Origin of the sequence: Saccharothrix obliqua (assembly GCF_019375475.1) — a bacterium.
In the GTDB taxonomy this organism is placed as follows: Bacteria; Actinomycetota; Actinomycetes; order Mycobacteriales; family Pseudonocardiaceae; genus Actinosynnema; species Actinosynnema obliqua.
Genome location: NZ_JAHXGQ010000007.1, coordinates 306,097 through 319,480 on the forward strand (window position 1 = coordinate 306,097; position 13,384 = coordinate 319,480).

12 protein-coding genes and 1 pseudogene are annotated in these 13,384 nt (G+C 72.8%); 3 read left to right on the plus strand and 10 right to left on the minus strand.

The annotated features are described in order from the left end of the window. Positions 1 to 64: 64 nt before the first annotated feature. Positions 65 to 916 carry an aminoglycoside phosphotransferase family protein gene (locus KZQ38_RS23255; RefSeq protein WP_219444435.1) on the plus strand — a complete coding sequence of 284 codons (852 nt, stop codon included), beginning with the start codon at positions 65 to 67 and terminating at the stop codon, positions 914 to 916. On the opposite strand, the gene KZQ38_RS23260 is transcribed toward KZQ38_RS23255, so the two are convergent. Both KZQ38_RS23260 and KZQ38_RS23270 read right to left on the minus strand, forming a co-directional pair. After that, complete coding sequence (locus KZQ38_RS23260; protein ID WP_308258541.1) at positions 903 to 1,025, minus strand: DUF397 domain-containing protein; 123 nt, start codon at positions 1,023 to 1,025, stop codon at positions 903 to 905. The genes KZQ38_RS23255 and KZQ38_RS23260 overlap by 14 nt on opposite strands. Before the next feature lie 68 nt (positions 1,026 to 1,093). Continuing rightward, a pseudogene (locus KZQ38_RS23270) lies at positions 1,094 to 1,466 on the minus strand (Scr1 family TA system antitoxin-like transcriptional regulator). Between the two features lie 195 nt (positions 1,467 to 1,661). Between KZQ38_RS23270 and KZQ38_RS23275 the strand changes: the two are divergent. Beyond that, on the plus strand, positions 1,662 to 1,856 hold the full coding sequence (locus KZQ38_RS23275) for a hypothetical protein (RefSeq protein ID WP_219444440.1): 195 nt from the start codon (positions 1,662 to 1,664) through the stop codon (positions 1,854 to 1,856). On the opposite strand, the gene murD is transcribed toward KZQ38_RS23275, so the two are convergent. The 8 genes from murD to mraZ form a co-directional block, all read right to left on the minus strand. Then, complete coding sequence (gene murD, locus KZQ38_RS23280; RefSeq protein ID WP_219444670.1) at positions 1,826 to 3,202, minus strand: UDP-N-acetylmuramoyl-L-alanine--D-glutamate ligase; 1,377 nt, start codon at positions 3,200 to 3,202, stop codon at positions 1,826 to 1,828. The two genes, KZQ38_RS23275 and murD, sit on opposite strands and share 31 nt — an antisense overlap. Before the next feature lie 5 nt (positions 3,203 to 3,207). Continuing rightward, positions 3,208 to 4,296 (minus strand): phospho-N-acetylmuramoyl-pentapeptide-transferase, encoded by a 1,089-nt coding sequence (gene mraY / locus KZQ38_RS23285; RefSeq protein ID WP_219444442.1) that lies wholly within the window; start codon positions 4,294 to 4,296, stop codon positions 3,208 to 3,210. Next, the gene (locus KZQ38_RS23290; RefSeq protein WP_219444443.1) at positions 4,293 to 5,753 is read right to left on the minus strand and encodes a UDP-N-acetylmuramoyl-tripeptide--D-alanyl-D-alanine ligase; all 1,461 of its coding nucleotides are present in this window, start codon (positions 5,751 to 5,753) and stop codon (positions 4,293 to 4,295) included. The genes mraY and KZQ38_RS23290 overlap by 4 nt, the downstream gene beginning before the upstream one ends. Next, a complete protein-coding gene (locus KZQ38_RS23295; protein WP_308258542.1) occupies positions 5,750 to 7,279 on the minus strand; it encodes a UDP-N-acetylmuramoyl-L-alanyl-D-glutamate--2,6-diaminopimelate ligase in 1,530 nt (509 codons plus the stop codon). Before KZQ38_RS23295 ends, KZQ38_RS23290 begins: the two co-directional genes overlap by 4 nt. 175 nt (positions 7,280 to 7,454) lie before the next feature. Next, on the minus strand, positions 7,455 to 9,362 hold the full coding sequence (locus KZQ38_RS23300) for a peptidoglycan D,D-transpeptidase FtsI family protein (protein WP_219444468.1): 1,908 nt from the start codon (positions 9,360 to 9,362) through the stop codon (positions 7,455 to 7,457). Between the two features lie 259 nt (positions 9,363 to 9,621). Then, positions 9,622 to 10,305 (minus strand): cell division protein FtsL, encoded by a 684-nt coding sequence (ftsL, locus tag KZQ38_RS23305; RefSeq protein ID WP_219444469.1) that lies wholly within the window; start codon positions 10,303 to 10,305, stop codon positions 9,622 to 9,624. After that, the gene (rsmH, locus tag KZQ38_RS23310; RefSeq protein WP_219444470.1) at positions 10,302 to 11,246 is read right to left on the minus strand and encodes a 16S rRNA (cytosine(1402)-N(4))-methyltransferase RsmH; all 945 of its coding nucleotides are present in this window, start codon (positions 11,244 to 11,246) and stop codon (positions 10,302 to 10,304) included. The genes ftsL and rsmH overlap by 4 nt, the downstream gene beginning before the upstream one ends. A 146-nt stretch (positions 11,247 to 11,392) precedes the next feature. Next, positions 11,393 to 11,824: a division/cell wall cluster transcriptional repressor MraZ gene (mraZ, locus tag KZQ38_RS23315; protein ID WP_219444471.1), complete on the minus strand. Its 432-nt coding sequence runs from the start codon at positions 11,822 to 11,824 to the stop codon at positions 11,393 to 11,395. Positions 11,825 to 12,288: 464 nt separating this feature from the next. Between mraZ and KZQ38_RS23320 the strand changes: the two genes are divergently transcribed. Next, positions 12,289 to 13,383: an AAA family ATPase gene (locus tag KZQ38_RS23320; protein WP_219444472.1), complete on the plus strand. Its 1,095-nt coding sequence runs from the start codon at positions 12,289 to 12,291 to the stop codon at positions 13,381 to 13,383. Position 13,384: the final 1 nt, after the last annotated feature.

Genomic DNA, 13,384 nt, shown 5'->3' on the forward strand with positions numbered 1-13,384 from the left:
CACGTCCGCCGCCGACCACTGGACGCGCGAAACCGGTTGCCGGTTGCCCCGCGGTTCCGGTCGGATGGCGGACGTGGCGGAGATCGCGGTGGACGTGGCGCGGGCGTTGGTGGCGGAGCACTTCCCGGCGTGGGCGGGCAGGCCGCTGCGCCCGGTGCCGTCGGCGGGCACCGACCACACCCTGTTCCGGCTGGGCGACGACCTCGTGCTGCGGTTGCCGAAGGTGGACTGGGCGGTGGGCGGCGTCGAGCACGAGCACCGGTGGCTGCCCGCGATCGCGGCGGCCGTGCCCGTGCCCGTGCCGGAGTCGGTCGCGCTGGGCGGGCCGGCGGCGGGCTACCCGTGGTCGTGGGCCGTGCACCGGTGGTTGGAGGGCTCGAACCCGGCGGTCGGCGCACCGGTCGGGACCGCGTTGGGCGAGTTCGTGGCGGCGTTGCGCGGCGTCGGCGTCGAGGGCGCCCCGCCGACCCGCCGCGGCATCCCGCTGGCGATGAGGGACGAGGTGACGCGCACGGCGTTGGCCGCCCTGGGTTCCCGCGTCGACCCGCGGGTGGTGGACGTGTGGGAGCGCGCGCTGGCCGTGCCCGCGTGGTCCGGCGAGCCGGTGTGGTTGCACGGCGACCTGTCGCCCGGCAACGTGCTGGTGCGTGGTGGCCGGTTGGCGGCGGTGATCGACTTCACGCTCAGCGGCGTGGGCGACCCGGCGGCGGACCTGGTGGTGGCGTGGAACCTGCTGACCGGCGCGGAACGCGACCGGTTCCGCGCCGTCCTGGGTGACGACGACGCGACGTGGGAGCGGGGTCGCGGCCTGGCGCTGTCCATCGCGCTGGTGCAGTTGCAGCACTACGAGGCGAACCCGGTGCTGTTCGAGAACTCCCGGCACGTCGTCGCGGAGATCCTGGCTAGCTCCGCTTGAGGTCCGCGAGGAAGGCGGACATCGCCCGGTCGGAGAATGCCAGCTCCGGGCCGGCCGCGTTCTTGCTGTCCCGCACGCGGAACGCCACCGCCGAGGCGGCAACCTCCACGCAGTTGCCGGCACCGTTGCTGCGACTGCTCCTACGCCACTGAGACCACATGGTTGTACTCCCTTGCCCTACAGGTGTTGCTCGACCAGTGCGACGGACGCCTCCGGGTCGAGCGCTGTGGCACGAAAGTGATCCATGACCAGGCTATACCGCCTGGTCTCCGCGCCGTCGTCCAAGTACAGCCCGCCGGTCAGGTTGTCGATGTAGACGACGGAAGGGCAGGACCTGCACGGTCACGTCCGGCAGCGCGGCCAACGCGAGCAAGTGGTCGAGTTGCGCCGTATGGGCATCCGCGTCGCCGACCACGCGGCGGAGCGCCGCCTCATCGATGACGGCCCAGGCGGCCAACGAACGGCCCATCAGCCGCTGTTGCCGCGTCTGGCGCAGTTCCACCCGCTTGTCGAGCACTTCGTCGGTGGCTTCCGGGGCGTAGGCACGCATGGCCCGCCGCGCGTAGTCCGGTGTCCGGGAGAGGCCGAACGCGTCGGGCGCCGCGGCTTCCGACACTCCGGCACCACGTACTCGGAGAACCAGTCGAAGGCGACGTCGCCGTAGACAGCGGTCGAGCACCTGACCAGCGGCCACAACACCGATCCCGACACGGTCCTCAGCGTCGCCCGCAGCGAGGTCCCGCGGTTGATCGCGGCGCTGCGGGGCACCGTCGCCACGCACCGCTCCGACCACCACGGGCTCTGCCTCGGCTGCCCACCCACCTGGACCGACGGCCGGCTCACGCGTGAACCGTGGCCGTGCCCGACCATCGACCAGGCGCAGGGGTTCCTGAAGGACCCCGACCGCATCTACGAGGCGCTGCCCGGGGAACGGGTCTGAGCCAGGTCCTGCACCGCCTCGGCGAAAGCCGTGCCCCGGTGGGCGTAGTCGCTGAACATGTCCATCGACGCCGCGGCCGGTGCGAGCACCACCGCGTCACCCGGCTCGGCCATGGCGCGCGCCGCACGCACGACGTCCCCCATCGTCGCGTCGGCCAGCACCGCCACGGGCACGGTCGGCGCGTGCTCGGCCAACGCGGCGGCGATGACCTCGCGGTCCGCGCCGATCAGCACGGCGCCACGCAGCCGGTGCGCCTCGGTCCGCACGAGGTCGTCCACCGACGCGCCCTTCAACAGACCGCCCGCCACCCACACGACGCGCTCGTGCGACCGCAACGACGCCTCCGCCGCGTGCGGGTTGGTGGCCTTGGAGTCGTTGACGTACACCACCCCGTCGACCTCGGCGACGAACTCCGCCCGGTGCGCGCCGGGCCGGAAGTCGCGCAACCCGCGCCGGACGGCCTCCGCCGGCACGCCGTGCGCCCGCGCCAAAGCCGCCGCCGCCAACGCGTCCGCCAGACCGGGCCGGCCGGCGGGCCGCACGTCCGCCACGTCGGCCAGCACCTCGTCCGGCCCGAACGCGCGGTCCACCAGCCGGCCGTCCACGACGCCGAGCTGACCCTCCTCGGGGGCGCCCAGCGTGACACCGACGTGCACGGGCGACGGCGACGCGCCCAGCAGGCCCGCGACGTAGGGGTCGTCCACCCCCGCCACGGCGACGTCACCGGCCAGCACACCCGCCTTGGCCGCCGCGTACGCCTCGAACGAACCGTGCCAGTCGAGGTGGTCCTCGGCGAGGTTGAGGAGCACGCCGGCCGCCGGGCGCACCGACGGCGACCAGTGCAGCTGGAAGCTCGACAACTCCACGGCGAGCACCCGGTGACCGGCGAGCAGGGCGTCCACGACGGGCAGGCCGACGTTGCCGCACGCCACCGCGTCGATGCCGGCGGCGGTGAGGATCGACGCCAGCATCCCGACCGTGGTGGTCTTGCCGTTGGTCCCGGTCACCGCCAGCCACACCGGCGCGTCGGCCAGCTCCAGGCCCATCCGCCACGCCAGCTCGACCTCGCCGATCACCTCGACGCCCGCGGCCGCGGCGGCGGTCGGCAGGGGGCCGTCGGGCCGCCAGCCGGGGCTGATCACCACGAGGTCCACCCCGGGCGGCGGGGTGACGAGGCCCGGCGTCAGCTCGACCCCGGGCAGCAGGGGTTCCAGTGCCGCCAGGCGCTCCGCGGAGCCGTCGGTGACGACCACCGACGCGCCCGCCGCGAGCAACGCCTCGGCGGCGGAGCGGCCGGTCACCCCCGCTCCGGCGACCAGGACGTGCCGACCGGCCAGGAAACCCATCGGTGTCAGCTCCCCGCCGCCGTCAGCCACTCGCTGTAGAACAGGCCGAGGCCCAACATGCAGCACATGCCGGCCATCAACCAGAACCTGATGATCACCGTGGTTTCCGCCCACCCGGCCAGCTCGAAGTGGTGGTGGAACGGCGCCATGCGGAACAACCGCCGCCGGGACGTGCGGAACACCGCCACCTGCAACACCACCGACAACGCCTCGACCACGAAGATGCCGCCGATCACGACCATGAGCAGCTCGGTGCGGGTGGTGATGGACAGCCCCGCCACCAGGCCGCCCAGCGCCAGCGAACCCGTGTCGCCCATGAAGATCTTGGCCGGCGCGGCGTTCCACCACAGGAAGCCGATGCAGCCCGCCATCGCCGCCGCCGCGACCAGCGCGAGGTCCAGCGGGTCGCGCACGTCGTAGCAACCCGCCACCAGCAGGTTGGAGCAGTTGTAGCGGAACTGCCAGAAGCTGATCACCACGTAGGTGCCGAGCACCATCGCGGACGTGCCGCCGGCCAGGCCGTCCAGGCCGTCGGTGAGGTTCACGGCGTTGGACCACGCGCTGATCGCCGCGTAGCAGAACACGACGAAACCGACGACACCGAACGACACCACGGCGATGTCGCGGACGAAGGAGAGGTTCACCGACGCGGGCGTGAGGCCGTCCTTGTTCGGGAACTGCATCACCAGGACCGCGAAGATGATGGTGGCCACGAACTGGCCGACCAGCTTGGCCGTCTTGTTCAGGCCGAGGTTGCGCTGCTTGCGGATCTTGATGAAGTCGTCCAGGAAGCCGACGATGCCGAGGGACGTGGTCAGCATGAGCACCAGCAGGCCGGACGCGGTGGGCGTCTGCTCCTGCGCCGACGCGGACATCGAGTTCACCAGGTGGGCGCCGAGGTAGCCCGCCCACATGGCGACCAGGATCGCGACACCACCCATGGTCGGCGTGCCGCGCTTGGTCTTGTGGCTCTGCGGTCCCTCTTCGCGGATCTCCTGGCCGAAACCCTGCCGCGAGAAGATCTTGATCAGGTACGGCGTCAGCATGATCGACGCGATCAGCGCGATGGCCGCCGCGATGAGGATGCTCTTCACTTGCCGACCGCCTCCAGAAGGGCCTCGGCAACCCGCCACAGGCCGTATGAGTTGGATGCCTTCACCAGCACGACGTCACCAGGCCGCACCTGGTCGCGCAGCAGCTCCACGGCCGCCGCGACGTCCGGCACCAGTACCGCTTCTTCGCCCCATGATCCTTCCAGGTGCGCGCCCTGGTGCATCGGGCGGGCGTCCGGACCGACCACGACCAGCTTGTTGATGTCCAAGCGGACCGCGAGGCGGCCGATCTCGTCGTGCGCGCGGACGTGGTCCGCGCCCAGTTCGGCCATCGGCCCGAGCACCGCCCAGCTCCGCCGGGGCGGCGTGGTGGCGCGGGAGATGGTGGCGAGCGACTTCAGCGCCGCGCGCATGGCCTCCGGGTTGGCGTTGTAGGCGTCGTTGACGACAGTCACGCCATCAGGACGTTCGGTGACCGCCATGCGATGCGCGGAAACCCGTTCGGCCTTGCCGAGCGCGTCGGCGACCTGCTGTGGCGTGGCACCGAGTTCGAGGGCGATCGCGGCGGCGGTGAGGGCGTTGCCGACCTGGTGCGCCCCGTGCACGGCCAGCCGCACGTCCGCCTCGCCGCGCGACGTGACGAGGCGGAACCCGGCACGGGCGCGGGCGTCGAGTTCGACGTCGACGGCCCGCACGTCCGCGGCGGCGTGCTCGCCCACCAGCACGACCTTCGCCCGCGTGCGCGGCGCCATGCCGGCCACCAGCGGGTCGTCGGCGTTGAGCACGGCCACGCCGTCCTCGGGCAGCGCCTCCACCAGTTCGCCCTTGGCCCGCGCGATGCCCTCGCGGGAACCGAACTCGCCGAGGTGCGCCGAGCCGACGTTGAGCACCGCGCCCACCTTCGGCGGCGCGACCCGGCACAGCCCGGCGATGTGGCCGGGCCCGCGCGCGGACAGCTCCAGTACCAGGAACCGGGTGCTCTCGTCGGCGCGCAGGGCCGTCCACGGGTGGCCCAGCTCGTTGTTGAACGAGCCGGGCGGCGCGATGGTCGGCCCGAGCGGCGCGAGCACCTGCGCGATCAGGTCCTTGGTGGAGGTCTTGCCGGACGAGCCGGTGACGCCCACGACGGTCAGCCGCTCCAGCCGGTCCGTGACGTGCCGGGCGAGCTTGGCCAGCGCCGCGAGCACCGCCGCGCCCGCGCCGTCCCGGTCGCCGGACAGCACGTAGGCGTTGCCGCCGCCCTGGTCCACCGGCGGCGCGATCACCGCGGGCGCGTCCACCGGGCGACCGGCGAGCAGGCCCACCGCGCCCTGCGCCACGGCCCGCGCGGCGAAGTCGTGGCCGTCGACGCGCTCGCCCGGCAGCGCCAGGAACAAGCCGCCCGCGGCGACCCGCCGCGAGTCGAACTCGACGGTGCCGGTCACCACCGGCGAGCCGTCCGTGTTGTGCAGCGCGCCGCCGACGACCTCCGCGATCTCGGCCAGGCTGAGCGGGATCACCGGTCCACCTCTCTGATGGCTTCCGCGAGCGACTCGACGTCCGAGAACGGGTGCACGACGCCCGCGACCTCCTGCCCCGTCTCGTGGCCCTTGCCCGCGACCACGACCACATCACCGGCGCGGGCCAGCGACACGGCGCGCCGGATGGCCTCCCGCCGGTCGCCGATCTCCAGCACCTCGCCCCGGTCCGCCTCGGGCAGGTCCAGCGCGCCGCGCAGCATCGCGGCGCGGATCGCCGCCGGGTCCTCGCCACGCGGGTTGTCGTCGGTCACGATCAGCACGTCGCTGCGCCGCGCCGCCTCCTCGCCCATCAGCGGGCGCTTGGCGGTGTCCCGGTCGCCGCCGCAGCCGAGGACCGTGATGACGCGGCCGGTGGAGCGGGCGCGGACCGCGTCCAGCGCCAGCGCCACGGCCTGCGGCTTGTGCGAGTAGTCCACGACCGCCGCGAAGTCCTGGCCCTCGTCCACCGGCTGCATCCGGCCCGGCACCCGCACACCCGCGAGACCGCGGCGGATCGCGTCCGGGTCCACGTCCCGGGCACGCAGGCAGGCGATCGCGAGCAGCGCGTTGGCCACGTTGAACGAGCCGGGCAGCCGCAGTTCCACCGGTATCTCTACGCCGGGGCCGCGCGCGGTGAACGACTGCTCGCCGGTCGGGGACACCCGGACGTCCGCGGCGGTCCAGTCGGCGTCGCCGGTGGTGGCCGCGGTGATCGTGCCCGGCACGACCAGGCGGCGGCCCCACTCGCCGTCCACGCACACCACCTCGACCTCGGCGCGGCCGTCGAACAGCAGCGCCTTGGTGCGGAAGTAGTCCTCCATGTCCGGGTGGAAGTCCAGGTGGTCCTGCGACAGGTTGGTGAACGCGCCCACCGCGTACCGCACGCCGCCGACCCGGCCGAGGCGCAGCGCGTGGCTGGACACCTCCATGGTGACGTCGGTGACGCCGCGCTCCGCCATCACCGCGAGCAGGGCGTGCAGGTCGGGCGCTTCGGGCGTGGTGAGGGCGCTGTCCAGGCGCTCGCCCGCGATGCGCGTCTCCACGGTGCCGATGAGGCCCGTCTCGCGGCCCGCGGCCTTCAGCACCGACTCGATCAGGTAGCTGGTGGTGGTCTTGCCGGACGTGCCGGTGATGCCGTACACGGCGAGCTTCGCCGACGGGTCGCCGTACACGCGGGACGCCAGCGCGCCGAGCACCGCGCGCGGGTCGTCGTGCACCAGGACCGGCACGTCGGCGGCGACCTTGGCGGCGCCCACCGCGTCGGTCAGCACGGCGACCGCGCCGCGTGCCAGCGCCTGCTCCGCGAAGTCCGCGCCGTGCGCGCGCGTGCCGGGCAGCGCGGCGAACAGGTCGCCCGGTCGGACGTGCTGGGCCCGCAGCGTCACGCCGCTGACGAGCACGTGCGCCCGGTCGGGCGCGGTGAGGTGGGCGTCGGCGGTGGAGGCGAGTTCGGACACGGCGACGGGCTGGACGCGGGAAGGGCGAGGCGGGGCGGTCGCGACCTTGCCCTCAAGCTTGGCAGGCACGCGCGGAAGGCTACCGGCGCACGGAGAGTATCCGGTCACCACGTCCACCAGAGCACCGAAAGCGCCGGTGGAACGCCCGATCGGCGGGTGTGGCCGCGCATTTTCCCGCAGTTGCCCGAACCACGCCCGGCGATTCACCGGACGTGGTCGTCGGGAGCGGCCCGCGAAACGGTTTTCAGAGCACCAGCGGTACCACCGGGCTCTGCTCGGCCGACATGGGGATGCGGTAGCGCTGCGCCAGGTACGAGGCGATGTCGTGGAACAGCGGCGCGGCGGACGCGCTGAACTCCCCGCCGCCGGTGGGGGCGTCGAGCATGATCCCCACCACGTACCTCGGGTCGTCCGCCGGGAAGATGCCGGCGAACGTGATCCAGTACACGGTTTCGCTGTAGCAGGCGCAATTCTTGTCGATCTGCTGCGCGGTGCCGGTCTTGCCGCTCACCTGGTATCCGGGCAACGCCGCGGACGGCCCCGTGCCGGTTTGCCCCGGCGACTTCTGCACGACCGCGCGGAACATGTCCCGGACCGTTTTCGCGGTTTGCGGGCTGACCACCCGCGTCTTTTCCGGCCGGGGCATTTCCTTGCGAGCACCGTTCGCGTCCACCTCGGCGCGGATGACGCGTGGCGGCACGCGCACGCCGTCGTTCGCGATGGCCTGGTACATCCCGGTCATCTGGAGCAGGGTCATGTTCAGGCCCTGCCCGATCGGCAGGTTGCCGAACGTGGAGCCGGACCACTGGTTGCGCGCGGGCACCGAGCCCGGCTCCTCCCCCGGCAGGCCCGACTGGGTGCGCTTGCCGAGGCCGAACTTGGCCAGCATGTCCGCGTACCGGTCCTCGCCGATCTTCTGGGCGGTCATCAGCGTGCCGACGTTGGAGGACTTCGCGAAGACGCCGGTGAACGTCATGTCCTGCACCGGGTGCCACGTGGCGTCCTTGACCACGCGGTCGGCGATCTTGATGGTCGGTTCGACGGTGAGCACGCTGTCCGGCTGGAAGACGCCGTCCTCGATGGCCGTCGCGGCGGTGACGATCTTGTTGACGGAGCCGGGTTCGAACACCGCCGACACGGCGGCGTTGCGGTGCTGCTCCTCGGTGGCCCGGCCGAAGTTCACCGGGTCGAACGTCTTGTCGTTCGCCATGGCGATGATCTCGCCGGTGCGGCTGTCCAGGACCACCGCCGAGCCGGTCTTCGCGCCGGACTTGGCGGTGTAGTCGGTGACCATGCGCTGCAACGCGTACTGGGTGTCCACGTCGAGCGTCAGCTCCAGGCTGCGGCCGGGTGTCGCGGCGGCCAGCTCGCGGGACCGGCCGGGACCGGGGATCACCACGTTGTTGTTGCCCTGCATGGTGTCCACGACGCGGCGCCCGTTGCGGCCGGCGAGCAGGTTGTCCTGCGAGTTCTCCAGGCCGAGCAGGCCGTGCGTGGCCGGCGGCTGCTGGTCCTTGCGCCAGTTCGCCGCGCCCACGATGTTCGAGGCGAGTTCGCCGTTCGGGTAGACCCGGACCGCGCGGTACTCGGAGCCGATGTCGCCGTACTTCTCGGTGATCGCGGCGGCCTTGCCGGGGTCGACGTTGTCCACCAGCTCCACGTAGGTGGTGTCCTTGGTGAGCTGGGCGTACATGGTCTGCTCGTCGGTGCGTTGACCGGCGACCTCGGTGCCGAGCGTGTCCTGGATGAAGCGGGCGACGCCGCGTGCCCAGTCCTCGTAGCTGCCGATCGAGGGGTCGGCCTCCAGCGCTTTGGCCCACTTCTCGCGGGTCAGCTGCGGCACGGCGTACAGGGCGCGTGCCTCGACGCTGAAGGCGAGCTGGTTGCCGTTGCGGTCCGTGATGGACCCGCGGGCGGCGGGGATGTCGATGAAGGTGGCCCGCTGCTTCTCCGCCTGCGCCGACAACGCCTCCGCCTGGAAGCCCTGCACCTGCACGAGCTTGACGCCCGCCATGACCAGCGCGGCGACCAGCAGCAGCCGCCCGACGGCGAGCCGAACCCGGCTGTTCCCGCCCCGCTTGCGCTTGGCCGGCGCCGTGCCGCGCACGGACAGCGGACGTCGGGCGGTCCTGCCCCGACTGGGCCCTGGCATCACAAACCTCCAGCACTCGCCCCGACCCGCCGGGCCGGGCCGTCGACAACCACCGGCCAGGGACCGGCGGGTTCGCCCGGCCGGCCCGTCACCCCACCGGACCTACCCACGAGGCGCGGCCGGGACACCGGGCCACCGGGTCCACTCTCGACACACAGGCGTGCCCGATCGCCGGGTCTCACGGCACACGGGCACACCGGACCACCGGGACGACCCACGGCACGCGGGCCGCGCGCCGGGTCGCCGGGACGGTCCGGCATCACTGGCCCCCGGGCGGCGGCTGCTGGGTGTTCGGGTCGGGTTCGCCGTTGGCCGGCGGTTGCTGCTCACCGGCCGGCCGGCCGTTGGCGGGAGGTTGCTCGCCGGCGGGTTGGCCGTTGGCCGGCGGCTGCTCCCCGGCGGGCGGCTGCTCCCCGGCGGGCTGCCGGGTGTCGGCGGGCTGCCGGGTGTCAGCGGGCGGAGGTTCCGGCGCCTTGGCCTGCGTCGGCTTGCCGTACACCTCGACCGAGCCGTCCGGCAGCTGCTTGAGCCGCGCCGGGTCGCCGGCCGGGACGAGGCCCAGCTTCTCCGCCGCCTTCGCCAGCTCCAGCGGCGACTCGGCGAGCGCCACCTCCTGCCGCAGCTGCTCCACCTGCCGCGCCAGCCGGGTCTCCTCGGCCCGCGCGTCCTGGAGCCGGTACGAGTCGGCCGTCGCCTGCGTGGACAACCACATGATCGCCGCGATGCCCACGCCGAGCACCACCATCACCATGACCACGAACGGCGCCTTGGGCGTGGCGGCCGGTCGGCGGGTCACCGCGGCGCCCTTCGCCGGCCGGCTGCGCTGCGCCCGCCGCGCGTAGGCGCGCTCGGCCGCGGCCGAGCGGCCGGGCACCGCCTTCAGGCTCCGCTCACGGGGCTTCGCCGCCCTCGACGCGCCGTTCGCCCGCGCGGGTGCGGTCACGTCGCCTCCCGGATGCGCTCCGCCGCGCGCAAGCGCACCGGCGCGGCCCTCGGGTTGTCCTCGATCTCCTGCTCGTTCGCCACCTCGGCCCCCCGCGTCACGAGCTTCACCTCGGGGCCGTGGCCGGGCAGCTCGACGGGCAGCCCGGCGGGCGTGCGGGACGCGGCCAGCTCCGCGAACGCCCGCTTCACCAACCGGTCCTCCAGCGACTGGTAGGACTCCACGACGATCCGACCGCCCACGGCGAGCACGCCCAGCGCCGCGGGCAGCGCGCGCCGCAGCGATTCCAGCTCGCCGTTGACCTCGATCCGCAACGCCTGGAACGTGCGCTTCGCCGGGTGCCCCCCGGTGCGCCTGGTCGCCGCGGGCACCACGGCGTAGAGCAGCTCGACCAGCCGCGCGCTGTTCGTGAACGGCTCGCGCGCCCGCTCCCGCACCACGGCCGAGGCGATCTTGCGGGCGAAGCGCTCCTCGCCGTAGTCGCGCAGGACGCGGGTCAGCTCGTCCACGTCGTACTCGTTCAGCACGTCCGCGGCGGTCATCCCGGAGCCCGCGCTCATCCGCATGTCCAGCGGCGCGTCGCGGGAGTACGCGAAACCGCGCTCCGCGGCGTCGAGCTGCAAGGAGGACACGCCGAGGTCCATCAGCACGCCGTCCACCGGTCCGTCGACGGCGTCCTCGATCCGGTCGTACGTGGTCTGCACGAAGGTGACCCGGTCGGCGAACGGCGCCAGCCGGGCCCGGGACAGCTCGATGGCCTGCGGGTCGCGGTCCAGCCCGATCAGCCGGACCCGCGGGTGCGCCCGCAGCACGGCCTCCGAGTGCCCGCCCAGCCCCAGGGTGCAGTCCACGAACACCGCGTCGCGGTCCGCCAGCGCGGGTGCGAGCAGGGCCAGGACGCGGTCGAGCAGCACCGGCACGTGCCGCGCCCGCTCCGCCATCGCCACTCCCAACCGCCGGACAAAGAAATTCGGGTGTCGTCAGGTCCCCGCCCGCCCGTCGGACCTGGCGCCGGGGAAGGTGCGCCAGGGCCGAAAGCCGAGCGGACCGAGGCCTCACGGCACCCGATACCTCAAGCAAGCCCCACTCAGAAGACGCCGGGCAGCACCTCCTCGCGAGCCTCGGCGTAGCTGTCCTCGTGCTCGTCCAGGTAGCGCTGCCACGCCTGCGCGTCCCAGATCTCCAGCCGGCTGATCGCGCCGATGACCACGCACTCCTTGGTCAACCCCGCGTACCGGCGCAGTTCCGGTGCGATCGTCACCCGGCCCTGGCCGTCCGGCCGCTGCTCGTCGGTCCCCGCGAACAGGTAGCGCTGGTAGGCGCGGACCGCCTCGTTGGTGAACGGCGCATCCGCGACCTTGCGCGCCATCTGCTCGAACTCGGCCCGAGGGAACACGTAGAGGCAGTGGTCCTGGCCCTTGGTGACCATGAGACCCCCCGCTAGCGCGTCCCGGAACTTCGCAGGCAGCGTCAGCCGGCCCTTGTCGTCCAGCTTGGGGTGGTGCGTGCCCAGGAACACGGCAACCCACCTCCCGTCGCCGGGCGGCGAACCGGCAGTGGGGCCCCCGTCTGCCCCACCGGCCGCCACAGTACCCCACTTTTCACCACAGTCAACGCTGAAACGGGTGGTCGCCACCGGCGTCGCGATACGTTTGCGCAGGTAGAACGAAGATGGCCGTGGCGTGGCGTGGTGGGGGACGAGACGCACCTCTACCTCGCCGGGTGAGCGGATCCGCCTCGAAACACACCCGAACGGCCCAGTTGAACCGGACAAAACACGCCCGTTCGGAGGCCCGGTGGGGAATCGTGGCGGAGCGGTGGGTGGACGGGTGGGGAGACCGGTGGGGCGGTCGGTGCGGCGACCGTGGAAACCACCGCCGGGAAACTGTTCAATCAGTGTGTGGCGCTTCGCCATGGTTTGACACACTGCGTGAAACGCTCACCGCCACCGCGAACCGGTCGCGGTGGTTTTCGGGAGGTCGAGTGACTCCGAGTACTCAGCCAGCCGCGCTGCCCGAACACTCGTACGGTGGCGGTGGGCTCAACCACGTGAACAACGCGGCCCACCCGCACCACCGACCCGAAGAGGTGCTGGCCGAACTGCACACCGTGGTCGGCCGCATCGCGGCCAACGTCGAGAAGGTCATCGTCGGCAAGCCCGACGTGGTGCGGATCGCGCTGGTCACGCTGCTCGCCGAAGGCCACCTGCTGGTGGAGGACGTGCCCGGCGTCGGCAAGACGTCGCTGGCCAAGGCGCTGGCGCGGTCCATCGACTGCTCCGTCAGCCGCATCCAGTTCACGCCCGACCTGCTGCCCAGCGACATCACCGGCGTGTCCATCTACAACCGGCAGGACAACGACTTCGAGTTCCGGCCAGGACCGGTGTTCGCCAACATCGTGGTCGGCGACGAGATCAACCGCGCTTCGCCCAAGACGCAGTCGGCGTTGCTGGAGTGCATGGAAGAGCACCAGGTCACCGTCGACGGGAACACCTACGCGCTCAGCTCGCCGTTCATGGTGATCGCCACCCAGAACCCGATCGAGATGGAGGGCACCTACGCGCTGCCCGAGGCGCAGCGGGACCGGTTCACCGCCCGCGTGTCGATCGGCTACCCGGACCCGCAGGCCGAGCTGGCGATGGTGGACGAGCACGCGGGCGACGACCCGCTGAGCCAGCTGCGCCCGGTGTCCGACGCGGACCAGGTGCTGAAACTGGTGCACGCGGTCCGCCGGGTGCACCTGTCGACGGAGGTGCGCCGGTACGCCGTGGAGCTGGTGTCGGCCACCCGGCGGCTGCCGGAGCTGCGGCTCGGCGCGTCGCCCCGGTCGACGCTGCAACTCGTGCGCGCCGCCCGCGCCCAGGCCGCGCTGGCCGGGCGGGACTTCGTGGTGCCCGACGACATCCACGCCGTGGCGGTGCCCGTGCTGGCGCACCGGCTGGTGCTGACCGCCGAGGCGCAGGCCGCCCGCCGGTCGGCCGCGGACCTGGTGCGCAACCTGGTGCAGCGGGTGCCCGTGCCGCAGGGCGCGCTGGACCCGACCGGCCAGTTCCTGCACCAAGTCAACCCGAACCGCTGAC